This is a genomic window from Aeromonas sp. SER (genome assembly GCF_038739615.1).
Lineage (GTDB): Bacteria > Pseudomonadota > Gammaproteobacteria > Enterobacterales > Aeromonadaceae > Aeromonas > Aeromonas jandaei.
Genome location: NZ_JBCGFC010000003.1, coordinates 362,326 through 386,445 on the forward strand (window position 1 = coordinate 362,326; position 24,120 = coordinate 386,445).

The 24,120-nt window shown below is 62.4% G+C and carries 19 protein-coding genes; 9 read left to right on the forward strand and 10 right to left on the reverse strand.

All coding sequences use genetic code 11. From position 1 onward, the window contains the following. Positions 1-43: 43 nt before the first annotated feature. Positions 44-3,619 (reverse strand): pyruvate:ferredoxin (flavodoxin) oxidoreductase, encoded by a 3,576-nt coding sequence (nifJ, locus tag AAHA41_RS06700; protein ID WP_323068753.1) that lies wholly within the window; start codon positions 3,617-3,619, stop codon positions 44-46. Continuing rightward, positions 3,616-5,262, reverse strand: coding sequence for an NAD(P)-binding protein (locus tag AAHA41_RS06705; RefSeq protein ID WP_323068752.1), 1,647 nt, complete (start codon positions 5,260-5,262; stop codon positions 3,616-3,618). The genes nifJ and AAHA41_RS06705 overlap by 4 nt, the downstream gene beginning before the upstream one ends. A 428-nt stretch (positions 5,263-5,690) precedes the next feature. On the opposite strand from AAHA41_RS06705, the gene AAHA41_RS06710 reads away from it, so the two are divergent. After that, positions 5,691-7,493 carry an MOSC N-terminal beta barrel domain-containing protein gene (locus AAHA41_RS06710; protein ID WP_323068751.1) on the forward strand — a complete coding sequence of 601 codons (1,803 nt, stop codon included), beginning with the start codon at positions 5,691-5,693 and terminating at the stop codon, positions 7,491-7,493. A gap of 80 nt (positions 7,494-7,573) precedes the next feature. On the opposite strand, the gene htpX is transcribed toward AAHA41_RS06710, so the two are convergent. The 5 genes from htpX to bioB all read right to left on the reverse strand — a co-directional run bounded on the left by htpX (position 7,574) and on the right by bioB (position 12,386). Then, positions 7,574-8,446, reverse strand: coding sequence for a protease HtpX (gene htpX, locus AAHA41_RS06715; RefSeq protein WP_041208392.1), 873 nt, complete (start codon positions 8,444-8,446; stop codon positions 7,574-7,576). A gap of 111 nt (positions 8,447-8,557) precedes the next feature. Further along, positions 8,558-9,238, reverse strand: coding sequence for a dethiobiotin synthase (gene bioD, locus AAHA41_RS06720; RefSeq protein WP_043851316.1), 681 nt, complete (start codon positions 9,236-9,238; stop codon positions 8,558-8,560). Between the two features lie 58 nt (positions 9,239-9,296). Beyond that, complete coding sequence (gene bioC / locus AAHA41_RS06725; protein ID WP_323068749.1) at positions 9,297-10,112, reverse strand: malonyl-ACP O-methyltransferase BioC; 816 nt, start codon at positions 10,110-10,112, stop codon at positions 9,297-9,299. Continuing rightward, positions 10,105-11,301 (reverse strand): 8-amino-7-oxononanoate synthase, encoded by a 1,197-nt coding sequence (gene bioF, locus AAHA41_RS06730; RefSeq protein ID WP_323068748.1) that lies wholly within the window; start codon positions 11,299-11,301, stop codon positions 10,105-10,107. The genes bioC and bioF overlap by 8 nt, the downstream gene beginning before the upstream one ends. Then, on the reverse strand, positions 11,298-12,386 hold the full coding sequence (gene bioB / locus AAHA41_RS06735) for a biotin synthase BioB (protein ID WP_323068746.1): 1,089 nt from the start codon (positions 12,384-12,386) through the stop codon (positions 11,298-11,300). The genes bioF and bioB overlap by 4 nt, the downstream gene beginning before the upstream one ends. Before the next feature lie 207 nt (positions 12,387-12,593). Here bioB and bioA point away from each other — a divergent pair, with 207 nt between their 5' ends. Together bioA and AAHA41_RS06745 are read left to right on the forward strand one after the other, a co-directional pair. Further along, positions 12,594-13,868 (forward strand): adenosylmethionine--8-amino-7-oxononanoate transaminase, encoded by a 1,275-nt coding sequence (gene bioA, locus AAHA41_RS06740; RefSeq protein ID WP_323068744.1) that lies wholly within the window; start codon positions 12,594-12,596, stop codon positions 13,866-13,868. A gap of 176 nt (positions 13,869-14,044) precedes the next feature. Beyond that, positions 14,045-14,878, forward strand: coding sequence for a HAMP domain-containing protein (locus AAHA41_RS06745; RefSeq protein ID WP_201959759.1), 834 nt, complete (start codon positions 14,045-14,047; stop codon positions 14,876-14,878). Here AAHA41_RS06745 and AAHA41_RS06750 read toward each other — a convergent pair. After that, a complete protein-coding gene (locus tag AAHA41_RS06750) occupies positions 14,875-15,216 on the reverse strand; it encodes a hypothetical protein (RefSeq protein ID WP_201906849.1) in 342 nt (113 codons plus the stop codon). The genes AAHA41_RS06745 and AAHA41_RS06750 overlap by 4 nt on opposite strands. Positions 15,217-15,403: 187 nt before the next feature. Between AAHA41_RS06750 and asnS the strand changes: the two genes are divergently transcribed. The 4 genes from asnS (at position 15,404) to AAHA41_RS06770 (ending at position 20,178) form a co-directional block, all read left to right on the forward strand. Next, entirely contained in the window at positions 15,404-16,804 is a 1,401-nt protein-coding gene (gene asnS / locus AAHA41_RS06755; protein WP_042032530.1) for an asparagine--tRNA ligase, read from the forward strand. 109 nt (positions 16,805-16,913) lie between these two features. Then, positions 16,914-17,654 carry an ABC transporter substrate-binding protein gene (locus AAHA41_RS06760; RefSeq protein ID WP_323068741.1) on the forward strand — a complete coding sequence of 247 codons (741 nt, stop codon included), beginning with the start codon at positions 16,914-16,916 and terminating at the stop codon, positions 17,652-17,654. Positions 17,655-18,042: 388 nt separating this feature from the next. Beyond that, on the forward strand, positions 18,043-19,386 hold the full coding sequence (locus AAHA41_RS06765) for an anaerobic C4-dicarboxylate transporter (RefSeq protein WP_041208381.1): 1,344 nt from the start codon (positions 18,043-18,045) through the stop codon (positions 19,384-19,386). A 135-nt stretch (positions 19,387-19,521) separates the two neighbouring features. Continuing rightward, positions 19,522-20,178: a hypothetical protein gene (locus AAHA41_RS06770; RefSeq protein ID WP_323068739.1), complete on the forward strand. Its 657-nt coding sequence runs from the start codon at positions 19,522-19,524 to the stop codon at positions 20,176-20,178. Between the two features lie 100 nt (positions 20,179-20,278). On the opposite strand, the gene AAHA41_RS06775 is transcribed toward AAHA41_RS06770, so the two are convergent. Then, complete coding sequence (locus tag AAHA41_RS06775; protein ID WP_323068737.1) at positions 20,279-21,418, reverse strand: M20 family metallopeptidase; 1,140 nt, start codon at positions 21,416-21,418, stop codon at positions 20,279-20,281. A 139-nt stretch (positions 21,419-21,557) separates the two neighbouring features. Further along, on the reverse strand, positions 21,558-22,934 hold the full coding sequence (gene dcuC / locus AAHA41_RS06780) for a C4-dicarboxylate transporter DcuC (protein WP_323068736.1): 1,377 nt from the start codon (positions 22,932-22,934) through the stop codon (positions 21,558-21,560). Between the two features lie 284 nt (positions 22,935-23,218). On the opposite strand from dcuC, the gene AAHA41_RS06785 reads away from it, so the two are divergent. Beyond that, a complete protein-coding gene (locus AAHA41_RS06785) occupies positions 23,219-23,533 on the forward strand; it encodes a hypothetical protein (protein WP_323068734.1) in 315 nt (104 codons plus the stop codon). Between the two features lie 228 nt (positions 23,534-23,761). Beyond that, positions 23,762-24,112, forward strand: coding sequence for an ArsC family reductase (locus AAHA41_RS06790; protein WP_041208377.1), 351 nt, complete (start codon positions 23,762-23,764; stop codon positions 24,110-24,112). Positions 24,113-24,120 lie beyond the last annotated feature (8 nt).

Below are 24,120 nucleotides of genomic sequence, written 5' to 3' on the forward strand. Positions count from 1 at the left end.
GCGGGCCAGTGGCCCGCTTGGTTATATTTCACTCACCCCATACTCACACCGGCGGATGGAAATGGCTGGCTTCGCGAGTGGCCATCTCCTCGTAGGTGGCCCACTTCTGCCACGCCACTTTTTGCGCCACCTGCATCAGCCGCTCGGCCTCCTCCGGATGGCTCTGGGCCAGCACCCGATAACGGGTCTCCTCCTGCCGGTATTCAGCAAGGGGGATGGAGGGGCGCAGGCTGTCGAGGCTGAAGGGGTTCTGCCCCGCACTGCGCAATACCGGGTTGTAGCGCATCAGCGGCCAGTGACCAGAGGCGACGGCCCGTTTTTGCTGGGTCAGGCCAAACTCCATATCGATACCGTGGGCGATACAGTGGCTGTAGGCGATGATAAGCGACGGGCCCGGATAGGCTTCGGCCTCACGCAAGGCCTGCAGCGCCTGCTGCGGGTTGGCACCAAAGGCGATACGGGCAACATAGACGTTGCCGTAGGAGATGGCCTGCAACGCCACATCCTTCTTGGCCAGCGTCTTGCCTCCCGCCGCGAACTTGGCGACGGCGCCGAGCGGGGTCGATTTCGACATCTGGCCGCCGGTGTTGGAGTAGACCTCGGTATCCATCACCAGCACGTTCACATCGCGGCCGGAGGCGAGCACATGATCGAGCCCCGATGAGCCGATGTCATAGGCCCAGCCATCGCCGCCGATAATCCAGACCGAGCGGCGCACCAGCTGATCGATAAGCGACAGCAGCTCGCGGGCCTTGCCGGATTTCACCTCTTCCAGCCGCTCCCGAACTTGCGCGACCCGGGTGCGCTGGGCACGGATCTCCGACTCCAGCCGCTGCGGCGCGCTAATCAGGGTATCGACCAGCTCGGCGCCCAGCTCCCCCTTCATCGCTTCAAGGGCCGCCACCGCCTGACCGTGATGTTGATCGGCGGTGAGACGAAAGCCAAAGCCAAACTCGGCGTTGTCCTCAAACAGGGAGTTCGACCAGGCCGGCCCCTTCCCTTCACCGTTCTTGGCCCACGGGGTGGTCGGCAGGTTGCCGCCGTAGATGGAGGAGCAGCCGGTGGCGTTGGCCACCAACATGCGGTCGCCAAACAACTGGGTCAGCAGCTTGAGGTACGGGGTCTCACCACAACCAGCGCAGGCACCGGAGAACTCGAACAGGGGTTCGAGGAACTGGGTGCCGCGCACCGTGGAGAAGTCCACCCGCTCGCGGGCAGGCCAGGGCAGGCTCTCGAACCAGCGCAGCGCCTGTTTCTGGCCAGCCAGATACGGCGCCTTGTCCATCATGGCGATGGCGCGCTCGCCTTCATGGCTCTCATCCGCTCCGGCCCGCACCGGACAGGCCTGCACGCACTGGCCGCAGCCGGTGCAATCTTCCGGGTAGAGCTGCAAGGTGTAGCGGCTGTCGGGGAAGCCCTTGGCGGTGACGGGCACCGACTGCGCCGCCTCGGGGGCGGTCGCCAGCCAATCCTGATGGTAGAACTTGGCCCGCAGCGCCGCGTGGGGGCAGACAAAGACGCAGTTGCCGCACTGGATGCAGATATCCGAATGCCAAATCGGGATCTCGCGGGCGATATCCCGCTTCTCGAAACGGCTGGTGGCGGTGGGGTAAGTACCGTCCACCGGCAGCATGGAGACGGGGATCAGATCGCCGCGCCCCGCCAGCATCTCTCCGGTGACGCGCTGGACAAACTCGCTGCCACCCGGTGCCAGCGGCAGCGGATAGTCGCTGATCTGCTCCTCACCGGCCGGGATGGCCACCTGATGGAGATGAGCCAGGGTGTCATCCACCGCCGCGAAGTTGCGCTCGACCACCTCGGGTCCCTTGCGGGCATAGCTCTTCTCGATGCTCTCCTTGATCAGCGCAATCGCCTCATCCCGCGGCAAGATGCCAGCCAACGCGAAGAAGCAGGTCTGCATAATGGTGTTGATGCGATTGCCCATGCCGTTGCGCTCGGCCACCCGATCCCCATCGATGCAGTAGAGGCGGATATCGAGGGCGCGGATGCGGGCGCGCAGTCGCTCGGGCAGCTCGGCCCAGACCCGGTCAGGCTCATAGGGAGCATTGAGCAGCAGGGTCGCCCCTTCGGCGGCATGTTCCAGCAGATCGACCGACTCGACAAAACCCCACTGGTGGCAGCCGATAAAGCTCGCCTGCTCGATAAGCCAGGGGGCATCGATTGGCTCTGGACCAAAGCGCAGGTGGGAGACGGTGCGCGAGCCCGACTTTTTGGAGTCGTAGACGAAGTAGCCCTGAGCGTGGAAGCCCTCCAGCTCGCCGATGATCTTGATGCTGTTCTTGTTGGCGCCCACCGTGCCGTCGGCACCGAGGCCGAAGAAGAGCGCCCGTACCCGACTGGCGGGCTCCAGATCGCCGATGGGGTGCCATGCCAGACTGAGGCCCGACACATCGTCCACAATCCCCACGGTAAAGCGGGGGCGCGGCGCATCGGATGCCAGCTCCTCGAACACAGCCGCGCACATGGCGGGGGTGAACTCTTTGGAAGAGAGGCCGTAGCGACCGCCGCTGAGCCACGGCAGCCGCTTGATAAGGCCGCGCTGCAAGCCGTCGATCAGCGCGCTCTGCACATCCAGCAGCAGCGGCTCGCCACCTGCCCCCGGCTCCTTGGTGCGATCCAGCACCGCCATGCGCCGCACGCTCTGCGGTAGCGCATCGAGCAGCGCCTGTACCGGGAAGGGGCGATAGAGGCGAATGACCAGTACCCCTGTCTTGCGATCCTGCCGGTTGAGCCAATCCACAGTCGTGCGGGCGGTGGCCGCTCCCGAGCCCATCAGCACGATGACATCGGTGGCATCGGGCGCGCCGTGATACTCCACCAGCCGGTAGTGACGACCGGTCAGCTCGCCGAGGTTGTCCATGCACTGCTGCACCCGTGCCGGTACCGCCTCGTAGAAGGGGTTGACGCTCTCGCGGGACTGAAAATAGGTATCCGGGTTCTGGGCGGTGCCGCGCATCACCGGATGATCCGGGTTCAGCGCCCGTGCGCGGTGGGCGCGCACCCAGTCGTTATCGATCAGCGCCCGGATCTCGTCTTTATGCAGCGCGGTGATCTTGTTCACCTCGTGGGAGGTACGGAACCCGTCGAAGAAGTGGATAAAGGGCACCCGGCACTGCAGGGTGACACTGTGGGCGACCAAGGCCAGGTCCTGCGCCTCCTGCACCGAGCCGGAGGCTAGCATGGCAAAGCCGGTGCTGCGCGCCGCCATCACATCCTGATGGTCGCCAAAAATTGACAGCCCCTGCGCCGCCAGAGAGCGGGCCGCTACATGGAACACCGCCGAGGTCAATTCACCGGCGATCTTGTACATGTTGGGCAGCATCAGCATCAGCCCCTGACTGGCGGTAAAGGTGGTGGCGAGCGCCCCCGCCTGCAGGGCGCCGTGTACCGTGCCGGCCGCTCCCCCTTCACTCTGCATCTCTACCACGGTGGGGATGTTACCCCACAGGTTGGTCTGCCCTTCTGCTGCCCAGGCATCGGCCAGTTCGGCCATGGTCGAGCTCGGGGTGATGGGGTAGATGGCACACACTTCGCTCAGCTGATACGCCACCCGGGCCGCGGCTTCGTTGCCGTCAACCATGATCAGTTCATGTTTCATTGGGACTCCTCCGGTTGACGCAGCTCGATGGCGTGACAAGGGCACTGGTCGTGACAGGCACCACAGCCGGTGCAGCGCTCGGCATCCACCTGATAGCCTTTGCCCGGCCCCAGCTTGGCGATGGCCTGCTCGGGGCAGCTACCGTAGCAGCCGTCACACTCGAAGCAGTTGCCGCAGGAGTAGCAGCGCGCAGCCTCGTAGCGGGCTGCCGTCTCGTCCAGCCCGCCGATGATCTCGCCAAAGTCGTCCCGCGCCGAAGGCGGTTTGACCGGCTGGCTGCTGGCAGGGGCATGGGTCTGGAACCAGAGCTGCAACTGCTCCGGCCCCACCAGGGGGTAGGAGAGCGGTTTGTGATAGTGGCGACCACGCAGCCAGGCATCCATATGGCGTGCCGCCTTCTTGCCGTGACCGGTGGCGATGGTAACGGTGCGCTCGGAGGGCACCATATCGCCACCGGCAAACAGACCCGGCACGTCCGTCATCAGGTTCTCGCCAACCTGTACCACCCCCTCCTTGTTGACCCGCACGCCGGGGATGCTCTCCAGCACGCTCAAGTCCACCTCCTGACCGAGCGCCAGAATAAGGGAGTCCGCTTCGAGGGTTTCAAACTTGCCGGTGGGCACTGGCTTGCCCTCGGCATCCAGCGCCATCACCTCCACTTCGATATTGGTACTATCGAGCTGGCGGATGGTGCGCAGCCAGTTGATCTTGATCCCCTCCTCCTCGGCCTCGTCGGCTTCAAAGGCGTGGGCCGGCATATGGTCGCGGTCGCGGCGGTAGATGATCATCGCCTCTTCAACGCCCAAACGGCGGGCGGTGCGAGCCGCGTCCATGGCGGTATTGCCGCCGCCGTAGATGGCCACCCTCCGCCCCAGTTTGGGCGGCGGCAAGCCTTTCTCTTCGGCCAGACTGGCCTGTTCGAGGAAACTCACCGCATCGAGGATCTTGCCCGCTTCCCGGGCCGGAATATCGACCCGCTTGGCCAGATGGGCGCCGATGGCCATAAAGACGGCGTCAAAGCCCCCCTCGTCGCGCTCGCGCAGCACATCCTCCACCTTGTGGTTGAGAGTCAGCGTCACCCCGGCCGCCACGATGCGGGCCACCTCCCGATCCAGCACGTCGCGGGGCAGACGGTAGGCAGGAATACCGAAACGCAGCATGCCGCCCGCCAGTGGCCCCGCTTCGCGGATCTCCACCTGATGGCCGAGCCGGTTGAGGTGCCAGGCGCAGGAGAGACCGGAGGGGCCGGCGCCAATGACCAGCACCTTCTTGCCGCTGGCAGGGGCAGGTGGCGCTGGCTGCCAGCCACGGGCCAGCGCTTCGTCGCCGAGGAAACGCTCGATGGCGTGGATAGATACGGATTCATCCACCTGCCCGCGGTTGCAGGCGCTCTCGCAGGGGTGATAGCAGACCCGGCCATGAATGGCGGGCAAGGGGTTCTCTTCGATCAGGGTCTGCCAGGCCGCCTCAAAACGGCCGGCCTGCGCCAAAGAGAGCCAGGCCTGGATATTTTCTCCGGCCGGGCAGGCGTGATTGCAGGGTGGCAGGGCCGGCCGCCAGACGGGTAGCCGGGTACGCACCGGGCCTGTTCCCGTTTTCAGGGAGAGATCCGGCAATGGGGTCATGTCCAGTTGTTTGCTCATACATTGCTTTCTTCTTTTTGTGTGACAGGCCCCACCCGATGGCGCTTGATACCGTTTAGCCGAGGCTGACGGTGGCCGGATGAGGAAGAAGCGAAAGCGTTAGAAACTGGGAACTGACCTGATAATGGCGGCTTTTTTGTACTGATTCGCGAATCAGGATCAAAAAATGTTGCATTAAATGGGTGGTTTTAAACAGAACGTGACCGGGATAACATCTTTCCCGCTTGACTCCACTCCTTACCTCGCCACGGTTGCGGCCAAGCGGGCAAAAACCGGATAGCCCGGTTGCCCCTCTGCGATTTTTTGCAAAAAAAACTGCATCTATCGAACCAGCATCTCTGCGCCCCGCAAAGAGATTGCCCCTCGCAGTGGGAACCGTTATGTTCCCCTTTTTCCAGGCGAAAGCGCCGCTTCACAAGGATACGAAGATGCCAAGGCTAGACAGCATTCACCTCTACCCCATCAAATCGACCGCCGGCATGCCTCAGGCACGCGCCCGGATCACCCAGGAGGGGCTCGCAGGGGATCGCCGCTACATGGTGGTCAAGCCTGATGGCACCTTCATCACCGCCCGTACCCACCCCCAATTGCAGCAGGTGGTTGCAACTCCAGTTGCAGGCGGCCTGCAACTGAACTATCCGGGGTTCGAGCCACTCGCCCTGCAAGAGTCCGACTTCAGCCGAGTCCCGCAAGCGACAGGGGTCTGGGGCGATCGCTTCACCGCCCTGCATACCACCCCCATCGCCGACAGCTGGCTGAGCCGGGTCGCTGGCGAACCGGTAGCGCTGCTTTGGCTCGGTGAAGAATCCGACCGTTTTCGGGAAAAGACCGGCACCCGGGTCAGCTTTGCCGACGGTTATCCGCTGCTGCTGATAAGTCAGGCCTCCCTTGAGGATCTCAATCTGCGCTCCGATGCGCTGCACCAGATGAGCCAGTTTCGCACCAATCTGGTGGCGAGCGGCACCCGCCCCTTCGAGGAGGACAGCTGGGTGCGCATCCGCATCGGCGAGGTGGAGTTTCAGGTCGCCAAGCCCTGCAGCCGCTGCATCATGACCACAGTGGAAGCGGGCACCGATCGCTTCAATGCCCTCAAAGAGCCGCTGGCGACCCTCACCCGTTACCGGCGAGGCGAGGATGGCGAGGTCTACTTCGGCCAGAACCTGATCGCCCTGAACGAGGGGTGGATTGAAGCGGGTAGCGAGATCGAGGTACTGGAGCGCAAGCGCCCTGCCCCCTACCCTGACGGCGCACCGAAAAAGCGCGAGCTGATCTGCGTGGCCCGCGAACCGCTGGCCCGGGATCTGGAGACCTTCTGGTTCGAAGCCGCCGATGGCGAGCCACTGCCCGACTACCTGCCGGGCCAGCATCTGCCCATCAGCCTCGATATCAAAAACGAGCGGGTTCAGCGCCGCTATACCCTGAGCTCTACGCCGGATCGGCCGGAGCGCTACAGCATCAGCGTCAAGAAGGTCGGGGGTGGTCGCATCTCACACTGGCTGCACCAGCAGATGCAGGTGGGCAACACCCTGCTGGCCGCAGCGCCGGCTGGCGAGTTTCACCTTGGTGCCGAGCGCTCGCTTCTGCTGCTCTCGGCAGGCTCCGGCGTCACCCCCATGCTGGCGATGGCCCGCACTCTGGCCCTGCGCGGCGAGCTCGGCGATGTCCACTTCATGCACCTGTGCCGCAGCGAAGCGGATATTCCGGCAGCCAGCGAGCTGCACGCCATGGCGCAGCAGGGGATGACCCTCACCATTATCCTGAGCCAGCCGGACAGTCACTGGCAGGGGCAGCAAGGGCGGCTCGGCGATGAGCATCTCGAGCTGGTCAAAGGGTTGGCCGGACGGGAGGTGTTTATCTGCGGCCCCCACGGCTTTATGGCCGATGCGGCGGCAAAAGTGGCTGCGCGCGGCGTGCCTGCCGCACGCATCAGACAGGAGAGCTTTGGCGGCGCCATTCTCTCGGTTGCCCGCGCTCATCAGCCAGTGCAACTGCGCATCGGTGAGCGGGAGTTTGCCGGCAACAATCAGGGCACCATCCTCGATCAGGCCAGCAAGCAGGGGGTGGATCTCCCCTGGAGCTGCCGCGCCGGCATCTGCGGCAGCTGCAAGCAGACGCTGGTCTCGGGCGAGGTGGCGCATCCCGACGCCCCCGCCATCAGCGCCGCCGAGCGAGCCGAGGGCAAGATCCTCACCTGCTGCGCAGTGCCGCTGACCGACCTCGTTATCAAATAAGGTGATCGAGCCGCGATAATGCGCGGACAATGAAAAACGGCTGCCGAGGCAGCCGTTTTGCTTGGTAGAAACTGGCGAGATTAACCGCGCAGAGCGGCGATCCGCTGTTCGATGGGCGGGTGGCTCATGAACAGCTCGCTCATGGAGCGCTTTCCGTTGATGCCAAATGCCATCATGGAGCCTTCCAGCTGCGGCTCGGCACCGCGGGAGAGGCGCTCAAGGGCGGCGATCATCTTGTCACGGCCGGCCAGCTTGGCGGCACCGGCATCGGCGCGGAACTCACGCTGACGGCTGAACCACATGACGATGATGGAGGCGAGCACGCCAAACACCATCTCCAGCACGAACACGGTGATCATGTAGGCAAAGCCACCGGTGCTGCTGCTCTCTTCATCATTGTTGGAGCTGAAGAAGTTGCTGATAACGCCAGCCACGATGCGGGCGAAGAACATCACGAAGGTGTTCACCACACCCTGGATCAGGGTCAGGGTCACCATGTCGCCGTTGGCCACGTGGCTCACCTCGTGGGCCAGCACCGCTTCTGCCTCGTCGCGGCTCATGCTGTAGAGCAGGCCGGAGGAGACAGCCACCAGCGAATCATCGCGGCGAGCACCGGTAGCAAACGCGTTCATCTCGGGAGAGTCGTAGATCCCCACTTCCGGCATCTGGATCCCGGCTTCACGGGCCTGACGGGCCACAGTGCTTACCAGCCAGTGCTCGGTCTCGTTGCGGGGTTGCTCGATCACCTGGACGCCATAGCTGCGCTTGGCCATCCACTTGGACATCAGCAAGGAGATAAAGGAACCGCCAAAACCGAACACGGCACAGAAGACCAACAGGCCGGAAATACTGGACTTGTTGATACCCAGAACCGAGAACAGGATATTGAGTACCACCCCCAGCACCAGCATGACGGCCAGGTTGGTCACCAGGAATAGTATTATTCGCTTCATATTGACTCCTTGTGAGAATAACGGACATGGCCGGGGTTCATTGAACCTCCCTATCACCATGTTATGGATGGCATTTTAGGGAGATTCGATGAATGTTCGCTGAATATGCCGTCACAGCAGTGGCGAGATATCGAGGCGGCCCTGCAGGTTAGCTTCAAACGGATTGTTTATAAAGGGAATTTCCCCCAGGAATGGCGCAGGCAACAAGCCCCTGAGAGTGTCCAGATTTTCCTGATAGTGGCTCATCGAGCTGTGCAGCCGATTAATAACCCAGCCTGCGACCGGCAGCTGATCGTTGCGGATGGCGGCAAAGGTGAGCAGGGCATGGTTGAGGCAGCCAAGCTTGGCCCCCACCACCAGAATCACCGGCATGTTCTCCTGCTTCACCCAGTCCGACAGCAGGTGCTTGCGATCCAGCGGCAGATACCAGCCTCCCGCCCCTTCGACGATGGCAAGCTCGGCCCCCGCCTGCTCAATCTTGCGCAGCCCCTCGCTCAGCCCCTGCAGGCTGATGGGCTGGCGCGCCTCGCTGGCCGCGATGTGCGGCGCAATCGGCGGCTCGTAGGCATAGGGGTTGACCGTCTCGTAGGGCAGCGGCAGGCTCGCCGCCTCCTGCAACAGGACGGCATCGAGGTTGCGCAGCCCCTCGGGCGTGCGGGCACATCCGGCCGAGACCGGCTTGTAACCCGCGCACTTGATTCCCTGTGCGCTGAATTCCCGCAGCAGGGTGCGCGCTACCAGCGTCTTGCCTGCGTCCGTGTCGGTGCCGGTGATAAAGAATGACTTCATAATGCTCTCTCCTTGGCAGGAGAGGGCCCAACGCGCCCCTCCCCCTCATACTCTGGCTGGTTCAGCAAGGTTTGCCGAGCCGCCCCAGACAGACCCGGTAACTGGCCACCAGCTGGCCATCGGGCTGACGAAATGCTTCATACGCCTGAGCCAGCCGCTGCAATCTGGCGCGACCGCTCAGTCCGGCCGGTGCACTGCGGGCACACTCATCATTGATCTGATTTGCCCCGATCCCCTTGAGATCGCGCAACAACTGCGGCAATTCAAGATAGGCAAGATCCCAGTTTCTGCACTCAAGCCCCGGGGCAATGGCGCCCGCCGATAACAACGCCTGCTCCAATTGTGGCAGGCCAAGGAAGCGGTTGACATGGGCTCGGCCATCTACTTGCTGCCAGGCTGTGCGCAGTTGCCAGAGCGATTCATCGAGCAGGGTGGAAAAGAAGATCTGGCCACCGGGTTTGACCACCCGCAGCAGCTCGGCGAAAGCCTGCGCTGGTCGCTCGCACCACTGCAGCGCAAGGCTGGAAAATACCCAGTCAAAGGCGTTGTCGGCAAAGGGGAGCTGCTCGGCATCGCCGCATACCAGTCGGGCGCCGCTGCCGCGCAGGGCCGCCTGCTCCAGCATGCCGGGGGCAAGATCCAGCCCGGTCAGCCCGGCGCAGCGGGTAGCAAGATGAGGCAGGAAGAAGCCGGTGCCGCAACCCAAATCGAGCCCGCAGCCCTGACGCTCCTCATGTACACCAGCCGCGATCATCAGCTCGAGCAGCGCCAGCCCCACCTCCTGCTGAAAGCGGGCATGGGCGTCGTAGTGACGAGCCGCCGCCCCGAAACGACGGGCGAGCTGCGCCTTGTCTACCGTTTGAAAACGCTCAGCCATGGCGAGCCTCCCCAACCGTTGTTGCAGCAGGGCTGGCACCCAAGGCATCAAGCAGGCGATCCACATCCTGCTCGCGGTGGGCTGCACTCAGAGTAATGCGCAGCCGCGCCGTACCGACCGGCACCGTGGGCGGGCGAATGGCGCTCACCCAGACGCCGCGCTCCCGCAGTCGCTCGGCCAGTTGCAGCGCAGCAGAGATCTCCCCCACCAGTAGCGGCTGGATGGGGGTGGCGCTCGCCCCCAGCTGCCAACCCTGCGCCTGCGCCCCTTGCCGGAAGCGGGCGATCAGCTGACCAAGATGGGCGCGAGCCTCATCGGCGGCACGTACCAGCTCGATGCTCTTGCTGACCGCGCAAGCCTGCGCGGCGGGCATATGGGTGCTGTAGACATAGTGGCGGGCGAAGTTGACCAGATACTCCACCAGCTCGCGACTACCGCCAACAAAGGCACCGGCGACGCCAAGCGCCTTGCCAAAAGTGCCCATCTGGATGTGTACGCTGGCTGGATCTACTCCCTGCGCCGCCAGCGTGCCGCGCCCCTCGGGGCCCAGCACGCCGAGACCGTGAGCATCGTCGATCATCAGCCAGTTGCCGCTCCGGGCGGCGAGGGTTGAGAGCTCGCGCCAAGGGCCCTGATCCCCGTCCATGCTGAACACCCCTTCCGAAACAATCAGTCCACGATTTGGCTCAAGCTGCCGTTCAAGGGCCGCCATATCGTTGTGGGCAAAGCGCTTCATCTTGCAGGGGAGCTGGCTGCCCATCTCCTGCAGGGAGGCGTGGTTGAGTTTGTCCTGCCACAGCAGGTGTTCCTTGCCGAGCAACGCTTTAAGCACCGCCTGATTGGCCGAAAAACCGCAGTTGAACAGCAGCACCGCCTCCACTCCGAGCCACTCGGCCAGGGTTTCCTCGAGCTCTTGGTGGGCACGGCTGTAACCGGTGACCAGCGGCGAGGCGCCGGCGCCCGCGCCATAGCGCTCAATCCCCGCTTTGAAGGCAGTTTTGATGGCGGGATGATCCGCCAGACCCAGATAGTCGTTGGCGGAAAAGTTGAGGTAGTCGCGCCCCGCCACCCTGAGCCACCCGCCACTCGCCCCGTCGGTCGCGATGCGATTGCGCAGCAGACCCTCCAGCTCGCGCTCGGCCAGCGCCATGCCCAACCCAAAGGGGCCCGTTACTGCAGGGCCGTTCATGACTGCGCGACCCCGGCTCGGGGGCGGGTGGCGTCATAAAAGAGATCGCTTGGTTCGCTCTGGCGGCTCATCTCGGCCAGCAACTCCTCTTCTTGGACCTGATCCGGCTTCTGGGCCCGCTGGGCAGGACGAATGCCGAGCCGCTTGAACAGCTGCATATCGCTGTTTTCGTCCGGGTTGGGGGTGGTCAGCAGTTTGCAGCCATAGAAGATGGAGTTGGCGCCCGCCATAAAGCACATCGCCTGCATCTGCTCGTTCATCTTCTCCCGCCCGGCGGAGAGGCGCACATGGGAGGTCGGCATCATGATCCGCGCCACGGCGATGGTGCGGATAAATTCGAACGGATCGAGGTTCTCCTGACCCTCCAGAGGCGTCCCCTTTACCTTGACCAGCATGTTGATGGGCACACTCTCCGGGTGGCGCGGCAGGTTGGCCAGCGCCATCAAGAGGCCCGCCCGATCTTTCGCCTGCTCACCCATGCCGACGATGCCGCCGGAGCAGACCTTCATACCGGCGCTGCGCACATGTTCCAGCGTATCGAGCCGATCCTGATAGGTGCGGGTGGAGATGATCTCGCCGTAAAACTCCGGCGAGGTGTCGAGGTTGTGGTTGTAGTAATCAAGCCCCGCGGCCCCCAGACGCGCCGCCTGATCGGCGGTGAGCATCCCGAGCGTCATGCAGGTCTCCATACCGAGCCCGCGCACCTCCTCGATCATCCGGATGATGTAGGGCATGTCCTTCTCTTTGGGGTTGCGCCAGGCGGCCCCCATGCAGAAACGGGACGAGCCATTGGCCTTGGCTTCGCGGGCCCGCTCCAGCACCTTCTCCACCTCCATCAGCCGCTCGGCCTCAAGGCCGGTGTGATAACGGGCGCTTTGGGGGCAGTATTTGCAATCCTCCGGGCAGGCACCGGTCTTGATGGAGAGCAGGGTGCTCACCTGCACTTCGTTCGGGTCAAAGTGGGCGCGGTGGACACTCTGGGCCTGAAACAGCAGATCGTTGAATGGCAGGGCAAACAGGGCCTGAACCTCGGCGAGCGTCCAGTCATGACGAAGGGCGTGACCGCCCGCGGTGAGAGCATTCATACATGGCTTCCGGTTGTTATTGGTGGGATCCTGTGCCCGCCATCCTTGCAAAAGGTCTTTGCAAGAGCGTGAGCGCAAAACCCGCTGCCGGGCTCGTGCGAACGAGATCTGCGCAGAGCCAAGTGGCTGAAATTGTTGGCTAGTGTAGAGAGCCCGCGTAGACTGTCAACACCGACCAGATCAAACCAATTGACAACAGAACAGAAAATGACCAACCAAGAATTCGACCTGCACCATGTGTGGCACCCCTACACCTCTCTCACTCACCCCCTGCCCTGCTATGAAGTGGCCAGCGCCAAGGGGGTGAAGATCACCCTCAGCGATTGCCGTGAACTGGTGGATGGCATGAGCTCCTGGTGGGCTTGCGTGCACGGCTATCAGGTGCCGGAACTGGACGCCGCCGCCACCGCCCAGCTCGGCAAGATGTCCCACGTGATGTTTGGCGGCCTCACCCACGCCCCGGCGGTCGAGCTCTGCCGCAAGCTGGTGGAGATCACTCCGAAGGGGCTGGATCGGGTCTTTCTGTCGGATTCCGGCTCGGTAGCGGTGGAAGTGGCGCTCAAGATGGCGCAGCAGTACTGGCACGCCAAAGGGACGCCCAGAGCCAAGTTTGTCGCCCTGCGCAACGGCTATCACGGCGATACCTTTGGCGCCATGAGCGTCTGCGACCCGGATGGCGGCATGCACGAGCTCTACAAGGGGTTTCTGCCGGAACACTATTTTGTCGAAGCGCCTAGCTGTCGCTTCCACGCCGAGTGGGACGAGCAGTGCGTGGTGGAGTTGGCCACACTCATGGCGGATCACCACGAGGAGATAGCCGCCATCGTGCTTGAGCCCATCGTGCAAGGGGCTGGCGGCATGCGCTTCTACCATCCCCGCTACCTGCAGTGGGTGCGCGCCCTGTGCGACGAGTTCGGCGTACTGCTCATCGCCGACGAAATCGCCACTGGCTTTGGCCGCACCGGCCAGCTGTTTGCCTGCGACTGGGCCGGCATCACTCCCGACATCATGTGTCTGGGCAAGGCGCTCACCGGCGGCTATCTCACCCTCTCGGCGACCCTCACCACCGAGCATGTCGCCCGCACCATCTGTGACGGCAAGGCGGGGGTCTTTATGCACGGCCCCACCTTTATGGGCAATCCGCTTGCCTGCGCGGTGGCCAACGCCTCCATCGAGTTGCTGCTCGCCTCGCCGTGGCAGGAGCGGGTGCGCGCCATCGAACATCAACTGCGTACCGAGCTGGTGGAATTGACTCTCAACCCGGCGGTCGCGGATGTGCGGGTGCTCGGTGCCATCGGGGTGGTGGAGATGAAGGAGCGGGTGGACGTGGCGCGCATCCAGCGCAAGTTTGTCGAACTGGGCGCCTGGATCCGCCCCTTTGGCAAGCTGGTCTACCTGATGCCCCCCTTCGTGATCACCCCCGAAGAGCTGCGGGTGTTGACCGGTGCCATCAGCCAGGCGATTGCCGAGGGCGAGTTTTAAACATCATCGCGGGCGGCCTCACCGGTCGCCCGTCTGTGGCATCCCCATTTGATATATAAAGAGGGCAAGTTTATGCACCTCACCCCCGTTCACTTGCCGGAATGTGAGCAAAACACCAGACCTGAGGCGCCAAGAGGGGTAGACTGCTGCGGTTTTACCATAAAGAAAGATTGCTCATGCGCCTCTCCATTGCTGCCAAAATCAACTTTTTCCTGCTCTTCATCTTCTCCATGGTACTGGTCTTCTCCGCCGCCTATCAGGCGGTGCGCGAGCGCGATCTCATCCTGAGCCTCATCAAGGAGCAGAGTCAGGAGCAGACCGAAGCCTACTTCGACGGCCTCAACATGCTGATGCTGACCGGCAAGATGGATGCCCGCGACACCCTGCGCGCCAAGTTTCTCGAGCACGCTCATGTGGAGGATGCCCGCATCGTCCGTGGCGACGCGGTAAGCAAACAGTTCGGGCCGGGACGCCCCGCAGAGCAGGGCAAGGATGACTATGACCAGCTGGCGCTGGCGGGCAAAGGGAGCCTGGAGGTGGTGCACAACGGCATGCACAGCCGGCTGGTGGTGACCCGTCCGCTGCTGGCCAAGAAGGATTTTCGCGGCACCGACTGCACCAGCTGCCATCTTGTGCCGGAGAATACCGTGCTCGGCGCCGTCCGTTTCGATTACTCCCTCGACTCCCTCTTTACCCGGGTCGAGCAGAATATCCTCACCTCGGCGCTGATCCTCACCGGCATCTTCGGGCTGGGGCTGCTGCTGACCCTCTGGGTCATCCGCACCTGGATCGTCCGCCCCCTCAACCAGCTGACCCGCTCCATGGAAGAAGCCACCGACATGCATGACTTCGGCCACCGGCTGGAGGGAGACGATGGCGACGAGATTGGCCGGCTGGCGCTGGCCTACAACCAGATGCTCGACAGCGTGGAGCGTCAGCTTGGCAAGCGTCCCGCTTGCAGCAAACGGGATCATGAACAGACCCGAACTACGGGCCAACAAGAAGACTAGAGGTAGTAGAAGAGCAGGCTGGCGATAAGGATAAGCAGGAGGATCGCCAGATGGACGTGGCGGGCATCCTCCCGGCGGCGATGACGCTTGCGGCCGACAAATAGCGCCACCAGGGTCAGCAGACAGCAACCCCACAGCCCGTGCAGCAGCCAGGGGGTAAAAACCGGATCCCATCCGGCCCGCACGCTCTCGCCGCCATAGACCAGAAAACCGTAAGCTCGCTCGGGGCGGGCATGGTGATAGAGGGAGAGCAGCACGATAAAGCCACCCCAGCAGAGCAGTACCAGCCCCTGCAACAGCCGTGTCAGCCAATCGGGCCCCTGCCGCCGATCTTTCACTCGCCTCTCCTGCCCCGCGACCCCATATCGGGTGAACCATGCCGAAAACCCCACCAGAGTCCGACATTTTTGCTTGTTTATCAAACCCGCGCGGGTAAGATTAACGGCTTAGTCTGCCATGATGGGCCAATGATTGCCCGGGCCAGACCCATAGCGCTGCAAAGAACAAGCTGGAGACAATATTTCGATGACGCACGCATCCGTAGTTGATGTGCTGACCGGTAAACATGCGGTTGGCACCACCCTGACTGTACGAGGGTGGATCCGGACTCGCCGTGATTCCAAGGCGGGGATCTCATTTTTGGCCATTTCCGATGGCTCCTGTTTCCATCCGGTACAGGCAGTCGTCCCCAATACCCTGGCCAATTACGAGAATGAAGTGCAGCGTCTGACCACAGCTTGCTCCGTGGAAGTGACTGGCGTCGTGACCGAATCTCAGGGCAGCGGCCAGGCGTTCGAACTGCAGGCCACCGAAGTCAAGGTTGTCGGCTGGGTCGAAGATCCGGACACCTACCCGATGGCCGCCAAGCGCCACAGCATCGAGTACCTGCGTGAACAGGCTCACCTGCGCCCGCGCACCAACATCGTTGGCGCCGTGACCCGGGTTCGTCACTGCCTGGCTCAGGCCATCCACCGCTTCTTCCACGAAGAGGGTTTTGTCTGGGTAGCGACCCCGCTCATCACCGCCTCTGACACCGAAGGTGCCGGCGAGATGTTCCGCGTCTCTACCCTGGACATGGAAAACCTGCCGCGCACCGACGCCGGCAAGGTGGACTACAACGAAGATTTCTTCGGCAAAGAGGCCTTCCTGACCGTATCCGGCCAGCTGAACGCCGAAACCTATGCCTGTGCCCTCTCCAAGGTCTACACCTTCGGCCCGACCTTCCGCGCCGAAAACTCCAACACCAGCCGTCACCTGGCCGAGTTCTGGATGGTGGAGCCGGAAGTGGCCTTCAACAATCTGGAAGATAACGCCGCGCTGGCCGAAGCCATGCTGAAGTACGTCTTCAACGCCGTACTGACCGAGCGCCGCGACGATCTGGAGTTCTTTGCCCAGCACGTGGACAAGGATGCCATCGGCCGTCTGGAGCGTTTCGTCTCCTCCGACTTCGCCCAGATCGACTACACCGACGCCATCGAAGTGCTGCAGAACTGCGGCAAGAAGTTCGAGTTCCCGGTCTCCTGGGGTATCGACCTCTCCTCCGAGCACGAGCGCTATCTGGCCGAGGAGCACTTCAAGTCTCCGGTAGTCGTGAAGAACTACCCGAAAGATATCAAGGCCTTCTACATGCGCCTCAACGACGACGGCAAGACCGTTGCCGCGATGGACGTACTGGCTCCGGGGATCGGCGAGATCATCGGTGGCTCCCAGCGTGAAGAGCGTCTGGAGGTGCTGGATGCCCGCCTGGCCGAGATGGGCCTGAAGCAGGAAGATTACTGGTGGTATCGCGACCTGCGCCGCTACGGCACCGTGCCGCACTCCGGTTTCGGTCTGGGCTTCGAACGTCTGGTGGTCTACGTGACCGGTATGGGCAACGTCCGCGACGTGATCCCCTTCCCGCGTACCCCGCGTACCGCCGAGTTCTGATAACGACAACCTGTCGCACAGATCTGAAAAGCCGACCTTCGGGTCGGCTTTTTTATTGCCCGCTTTATGGCGATACTCAGGATCAATCGGCACAAGGAATCTGCAGCCCATGGGATATCGCCTGCTCCTGCTACTGTTACTGCTCTCTCCGCTGCGGCTAATGGCCGAAACCGTCCGCCTGACCACGCTGGAGTGGCCCCCGTTTACCACCCAAAGCCTGCCCGATGGCGGCCTCACCGGTCATATCATCAAGCGCGTCTTTGCCGAGGCGGGGCTGGAGGTGGAATTCGATTTTTTCTCCTGGCAGCGGACGGTGTGGCTCGCCTCCGATCCGGCCCACGGCTATATCGGCTACTTCCCCGAATATCTGGCCGATAACCAGAGCGACAAGTGGCGCATCTCCGCCAGCGTGGGAGACAGCGTGCTGGGGCTGGCGCAGAAAGCGGGCAAGCCCATCCCCTGGCAACGGCTTGAGGATCTGGTGCCCTACCGGATCGGCGTGGTGGCGGGCTACGTCAACACCCGGGAATTTGACGCCATGATGGCGAGCCAGCAGCTCCACACCTTTGCCGTGGATGGTGATCACCTCAACTTGCGCAAGCTGCAGCGCGACCGGCTCGATCTCGCCGTCATCGACCGGGATGTCTTCTATTGGCTGATCCGCCACGATGACAAGCTCCATCCCGAGCAGCTGCAGTTCAATCCGAAGATCCTCGAGCACAAGAGCCTGCACATCATGTTCCGCCCCGACCAGCAGGCATTGCAGCAGCGGGTGGACAAGGCACTGGCCAGACTCGATATCCAGAAACTGAGCGAGGAGTACCAGCGCCGCTATCTGGCCGAGAAATAAGGACTCTTTCGGGATGAACGGCAAAAGACCGCCACTGCCGAAAAAAACATCCGAAGAGCCCCCTTTTTACCCCTCTTGTCCTCCTGCCAATCATCTGCAACCTGTTTTCATTTGCCTCCCTTCTTCCATGCTTTTACACCACCCTATCGGGCAAGATGCCCCTGCTTAAGGGATGGCAACCGGATGAAAAAATGATGGATTTGTTATTAGGTGGTTTTTAAGTGGTTTAATCAAAAATTCATCGAGTTATTGAAGTAACTCAATTTTTTCACTTTTGCAGGGGAGCAAAATAATAACTAACCCTTTTGGGCTAATTAAAAACAGACAATGACAATTCATGGTTCAGGCTACCCGCGGCAACATGGGTTGAATCACACGAGGTAATGGAATGATCTTGATGGAATTTTTGGTGGTACTCGGCTGCTTGCTGCTCGGTACCCGCTTTGGTGGCATGGGGCTTGGTCTCATCAGTGGTATCGGTCTCTTCCTGCTGACCTTCGTTTTCGGTCTGGTTCCGGGCGAACCACCGGTGCAGGTAATGCTGACCATTCTGGCGGTGATCGGTTGCGCCGCCACCCTGCAGACCGCCGGCGGTCTCAACCTGATGATGCAGGTAGCCGAGCGTCTGCTGCGCCGTCACCCGCAATACATCACTATCCTGGCACCGCTCACCACCTGGACCCTCACCTTCCTGTGCGGTACCGGCCACGTGGTCTACACCATGTTCCCCATCATCGCCGACATCGCGCTGCAGAAGAACATCCGTCCCGAGCGCCCGATGGCTGTCGCCTCCGTTGCATCCCAGATGGCCATCTGCGCCTCGCCGGTATCGGTTGCCGTGGTCTCCATGGTCTCCATTCTGGCTGCTGGCCACGGTATCGGTCAGGCCTATGGTCTGCTCGACATCCTGATGGTCGCCATCCCCTCCTCCCTGACCGGCGTTATCGTGGCGGCCCTGTGGAGCCTGCGCCGCGGCAAGGATCTGGACAAGGACGAGGAGTTCCAGGCCAAGATCCAGGATCCGGAGCAGCGCGCCTTCATCTACGGTGGTGGCGAGACCCTGCTCAACACCAAATTCCCGAAAGAGGCCTACTGGTCTACCTGGATCTTCTTCGCCGCCATCGCTGCCGTGGTGCTGCTGGGTGCCGATGAGGCGCTGCGCCCCGTCTTCACCATCAAAGACAAGACTGGCCCGCTCTCCATGAACCTGGTGATCCAGATGATGATGCTGATCGCCGGTGCCATCATCCTGATGCGCTGCAAGGTCAAGCCGGGCGAGATCGCCAACGGCGCCGTCTTCAAGGCGGGCATGGTCGCCATCTTCTCCGTATTCGGGGTTGCCTGGATGAGCGAAACCTTCTTCCAGGCCCACATGCCGCTGCTCAAAGAGACCCTGGCCCACGTGGTACAGGCCCAGCCCTGGACCTACGCGCTGGTGCTGTTCCTCATCTCCAAGCTGGTGAACAGCCAGGCCGCCGCCCTCACTGCCATCGCCCCCATGGGTCTGGCGCTGGGCGTGGAGCCGAAACTGCTGATCGCCTTCCTGCCGGCGAGCTACGGCTACTTCGTGCTGCCGACCTACCCGAGCGACCTGGCCTGTATCGGCTTTGACCGCTCCGGCACCACCCGCATCGGCAAGTTCATCATCAACCACAGCTTCATCATTCCGGGGCTGATCGGGGTGGTGACCTCCTGCTCGCTGGGCTTTATCCTGACCAGCATCCTGCTCTGACCGGCGATCGCTGTTCAATCACTGCCACAGGCCCCCGCACGGGGGCCTGTGCTTTTGTGGCGCACACCATACTGCTTTGCCAACCGCCCGCACTCTGGGTAGCATGACCCCTCTTTTCTTTGCGGAATCTTCCCCATGTCTCGCGTCATCGTGCTCTGGAGCGGCGGCAAGGATGCCATGCAGGCCCTCTGCCATGCCCGTGAAGCGGGTCATCAGGTGGTGGCACTGGCTACCTTTGCCCCCCCTGCCCCCCGCTTTCTGGCCCATCCCCTGTCGCAAGTGCGTCGGCAGGCGGCAGCCCTCGCGCTGCCCCATCAGCTGGTCACCATAGAGGCGCCGTTCGATCTCGGTTATGAGCGGGCGCTGGCCAAGCTTAAGGAGGAGTGGCAACTCGATGGGGTAGTCACCGGCGATATCGACAGCGTGGGTGGTGCGCCTAACTGGATCCGCGAGCGCTGCCGCCCGCTTGGTCTCACCGTGCATACGCCGCTCTGGCAACTCTCCCGCGAGGCGCTGCTGGCGGATCTGCTGGCGCGCGGCATCGTCGCCCACCTCTCCTGCGTCGATACCCGGGTGCTGGCTCCCGAGTGGGTGGGACGCCCCCTCGATGCCACCACCCTCGCCGAGTTGCAGCAGCTGGCGACAAGCCAGGGCTTTGACGCCTGCGGCGAGCAGGGGGAGTACCACACCATGGTGACCGACGGCCCGGGCTTTGCGGCGCCGCTGGTGCTCGGCCACTGGCAGCTTGCCCATCAGGAACAGCTTGCCTATCTGCTGGAGGATGAGGGTTGAGGGTGCAAGAACAACTGCTCTGCGGGATGAATCTTCGCAGGCACCGCAGATAAAAAACGGGAGGCGATGGCCTCCCGTTTTGCTTGTCCTTAACGCCGACCTATTTGGCCAGCTTGCCCAGCACCCGCTGCAGCAGGCGGATGCGCGGCTCGATGCTATCGAGCAGCAGGAATTCCGCCTCCGAGTGGAAACCGCCGCCCATGGGGCCGAAACCATCCAACGACGGCACACCCGCCGCTGCGGTAAAGTTGGCATCCGAGCCGCCACCGGCCTCCAGCCAGTTGAAGGTGATCCCCTCCTCTTTCGCAGCCGCCTCCACCACTGCCATCACGGCCTCGGTGTCGCCACTCGGGCGCATCGCCGGCTTGAAGGTCTGGCGATCCACCTCGACCCGACAGCCCGCAAGGAAGGGGTTATTGGCCATAAAGGTGAGCCGCTCGTGCACCGCTGCCGCCTCTTCATTGCTCCAGAAGCGCAGATCGACGATCGCCTCGGCATAGTCGGGCACCACGTTGACGCCGGTGCCGCCCTGCACCACCCCCACGTTCATGGTAGTGCCGGTCTCCATATTGACCTGCTCATTGATGGCCAGCACCCAATGAGCGAGTTCGGTAATGGCGGAGACCCCTTCGGTCAGCGCCGAACCGGCATGGGAGGCCTTGCCGTGGAAGGTAATGCGGTACTTGGCGTTGCCCTTGCGGGCACTGATGAGATCGCCGCTCGGGCGCGCCGCTTCGGCCACCAGCACGCAGCCGCTCTGCCTGGCTTTTTCCACCAGCCAATCTTTGGACCAGGGGGAGCCAATCTCCTCGTCGCAGTTGCAGCAGACCAGCACCTTGAGCTTGGCCAACTGCGCCGGATCCATCTCTTTTAAGGCATACCAGGTGGAGAGCAGGCCGCTCTTCATGTCTGACACGCCGGGGCCAAAAGCCTGATTGCCTTCAATCTTGAGCGGGCGCTTGGCCGCCGTTCCCTCTGGGAAGACGGTATCCATGTGGCCCACCAGCATCACATCGTAGTGATCGGCCCCCGGGGCATTGGTTGCCTCGAGGCAAGGGCCACACTCGGCGGCGAACTGGTGACGAGTCACCTGCCAGCCGATGGCCTCATATTTCTCGGTCATGATGTCGGCCACTTTGGCCACCCCGGCCGGGGTGCGGGTGCCGCAATCGAGGTTGATGAGCGGGGCCAGATCGGCCAGATAGGTATCGAGGGAAAACGGGCGCGTGAGGTTGGTCATTATCTTCTCCATGAAACAATCTGCGATAAAAGCAGCCTGTTTTTGCAACAATGCGGAACGGCGGGCTGTTACACCCGCCTTGCCAACAGCGGTCGACCTACCAGAACCGGGTGGCCGACCGCCCTGTAAACCACAGCTTTTACATGAACAGCAGATAGTTGAGGGTCAATGCCGTCACCAGCGCCCCCGCCATGGGCACGCAGGTGCGCTTCACCACCACGAAGGGGGAGACCTTGGCGATGCCCGCACAGGCGATCAGCACCGCCGCAATCGGGGAGACGGTGCGGCCGATACTGGAGGCGAGCTGCATCGGCAGCAGCATGGTCACCGCAGGTACGCCGAACTTGGCTGCCACGGCAGGCGCCAGGGTCGAGAAGCTGAGGAACGCCGCGTTGCCAGAACCCATGATCACCGCCGCCACCATGATGAGGCCCACCATCACCAGGGTCATCAGACCGCTGCCGATACCGGCATTGCTGGCTGAGTGCAGCAGGGTATCGATGGCGCCGATGGCTTTGAGGGATTCGGCAAACAGCTCGGCACAGACGATCAGCGCCACCACGGGGCCAAACACCTTGCCCATGCCGTCGAGGAAGCTGGAGAGCCCGGCAAAAGCGGTGCGCACCGAGCGGGTACGCAGCAGCTCGCACAGCATGCCGATAAAGACCGACAGCAGCATGGCCACTTCCACGCTGACGCTGATGGTGGTCACCAGCAGTTTGGAGAAGGTCATCATCAGCACGAAGGGGATGATGGGCAGCAGGGCATACCAGGTGGGCGCCGCTACCGCGTCGGTGCCCTTCTCGTCCAGCTCGGCGTGTTCGCCGCGATGCCGGGCCGGATCCCAGCCATCCTTGCGGTCACAGTGCCGCTGCCAGAAGAAGTGCAGCACCATGGTCACCAGCAGCATGGGAGCCACCAGCCAGATCTGGTAGTCAACGAAATAGCCGGTCGGATCCATACCGGACTGGCCGGCGGAGAAGATGGCGTTGGTCTGGGTCGGGCCAATCTCGAACGCCTGGGAGGTGGCGATGACGCCACAGGCGGAGGCCGGACTGATGCCGAGGTTGCGCATCACCGGATACATGGTGACCATCAACAGCAGGCCAAGGCCGGTGGCGGAGGTGACAAACAGGGAGACAAAGACCGCCACCAGATAGCAGATGGAGAGCATCAGGTAGCTGGACTGAATACCTGCCACCGGTTTGACCGCCACCCGCACCAGCGCCTGGGAGGCACCGATATGGGACATGTAGGTAGCAAAGCCGGCCACCGCCATGATGGTGAGGCCAAGGCCCGCCGCACGGTAGGAGAAGATCCCCTTGAACACTTCGAACAGATCGAACAGGGCGAAGCCGGTGCTCTTGTCAGCGGGCAGAATGGGGTGCAATCCCAGCCAGTAGGCCAGGGTGAAAATGGCCATACCGGCCAATGCCAGCACCGCCTGCGGGTTGTAATCCTTGATGATGCCGTAGACCACGGCAACCAGTACGAGCAAGACGAAGACGAGTTCCAATATTCACTCCTGATAAATTTATCGAAGAGCGAAATCTAGTGATCTGACCAGAACTTGCCTTTGATCCCCATCAATAAAGGGGCCATCACCGTCATCAGGCAGCATAATATGTCGAGTAGGTAACACTTTTTCATCATTCACACTACCGAGAACCGTTTTACACGGTTTAATCGGGAATTGTGTAACGCGACTCCCCTCTTTTTTGCGTTGGATCAACATAAGCCGCCCCCGAAGCGGCCAAGATGCGCATCGACAAGAGCGACCATTTCGCGCCGGAGAGAGTTATGACAAACCAAGCCACCGCAGGTATCTCGACCTGCGATTATCAGCTGTGGGATATCCTCGTCGAGTCTGCAAAGGAACGCACCACCATTCGTTACTCCAAACTGGCCAAACTGGCCGGACTGGAGCAGCGTCAGGACGAACTGCGCACCCTGCTGCAGCGTGTTCGCATGTACTGCACCGAAAACCACCTGCCAATCCTCTCCGCCATCGTGGTAGACGATGTGGGCAAATACAGCGGCCTCTCCTCCAGTCTGCCCGACGCCCCCTGGGAGCGCGCCCGGGTCTTTGATCACCCCTGGCATCCGCTGCACTGATACCAGCTGCCCCGGCAGCACAGAAGAGACACTCTTCTGCCTCTCCAGAGCGCGCCACCCGGCGCGTTCTGGCTATCTGGCTCCCCGCTTTTCCTCCTCTCGCCCCTTCCGACGGTGCCATCAGCGTTGCCATGGGATCGCCACAATGCCAGAATCGGGCCCTTGCACTCTGTTGATTCGGATTTTCGGGCGCAGCCACGGCCAGCGCCCACAAGAGAAGGACTCCCCATGGCCACCACCCTCTATGGCATCAAGAACTGCGACACCATCAAAAAAGCCCGCAAGTGGCTGGATGAGGCCGGTATCGACTACCGCTTTCACGACCATCGCGCCGATGGCCTGAGCCCGGACGATCTCGACCGCTGGCTGGCCAAGCTCGGCTGGGAAGCGCTGCTCAACAGCCGCGGCACCACCTTCCGCGCTCTGCCGGACGAGGCCAAACAGGGGCTCGACACCGCCAAGGCGCGCGCCCTGCTGCTGGAACACCCGGCGATGATCAAGCGCCCGCTGCTGGATCGTGACGGCGAACTGACCCTGGGTTTCAAGGCCGATCACTACCAATCCCTCTTCTCCCGTTAAGGACAACT

Excerpts from the sequence above, each read along its gene's own strand:
- AAHA41_RS06790 (WP_041208377.1), top strand. The coding sequence starts at position 23,762 with ATGGCCACCACCCTCTATGGCATCAAGAACTGCGACACCATCAAAAAA.
- AAHA41_RS06705 (WP_323068752.1), bottom strand. The coding sequence starts at position 5,262 with ATGAGCAAACAACTGGACATGACCCCATTGCCGGATCTCTCCCTGAAA.
- AAHA41_RS06785 (WP_323068734.1), top strand. The coding sequence starts at position 23,219 with ATGACAAACCAAGCCACCGCAGGTATCTCGACCTGCGATTATCAGCTG.
- AAHA41_RS06765 (WP_041208381.1), top strand. The coding sequence starts at position 18,043 with ATGATCTTGATGGAATTTTTGGTGGTACTCGGCTGCTTGCTGCTCGGT.
- bioF (WP_323068748.1), bottom strand. The coding sequence starts at position 11,301 with ATGAACGGCCCTGCAGTAACGGGCCCCTTTGGGTTGGGCATGGCGCTG.
- asnS (WP_042032530.1), top strand. The coding sequence starts at position 15,404 with ATGACGCACGCATCCGTAGTTGATGTGCTGACCGGTAAACATGCGGTT.
- bioB (WP_323068746.1), bottom strand. The coding sequence starts at position 12,386 with ATGAATGCTCTCACCGCGGGCGGTCACGCCCTTCGTCATGACTGGACG.
- AAHA41_RS06770 (WP_323068739.1), top strand. The coding sequence starts at position 19,522 with ATGTCTCGCGTCATCGTGCTCTGGAGCGGCGGCAAGGATGCCATGCAG.
- htpX (WP_041208392.1), bottom strand. The coding sequence starts at position 8,446 with ATGAAGCGAATAATACTATTCCTGGTGACCAACCTGGCCGTCATGCTG.
- bioA (WP_323068744.1), top strand. The coding sequence starts at position 12,594 with ATGACCAACCAAGAATTCGACCTGCACCATGTGTGGCACCCCTACACC.
- AAHA41_RS06775 (WP_323068737.1), bottom strand. The coding sequence starts at position 21,418 with ATGACCAACCTCACGCGCCCGTTTTCCCTCGATACCTATCTGGCCGAT.
- AAHA41_RS06760 (WP_323068741.1), top strand. The coding sequence starts at position 16,914 with ATGGGATATCGCCTGCTCCTGCTACTGTTACTGCTCTCTCCGCTGCGG.
- AAHA41_RS06710 (WP_323068751.1), top strand. The coding sequence starts at position 5,691 with ATGCCAAGGCTAGACAGCATTCACCTCTACCCCATCAAATCGACCGCC.
- AAHA41_RS06745 (WP_201959759.1), top strand. The coding sequence starts at position 14,045 with ATGCGCCTCTCCATTGCTGCCAAAATCAACTTTTTCCTGCTCTTCATC.
- bioC (WP_323068749.1), bottom strand. The coding sequence starts at position 10,112 with ATGGCTGAGCGTTTTCAAACGGTAGACAAGGCGCAGCTCGCCCGTCGT.
- nifJ (WP_323068753.1), bottom strand. The coding sequence starts at position 3,619 with ATGAAACATGAACTGATCATGGTTGACGGCAACGAAGCCGCGGCCCGG.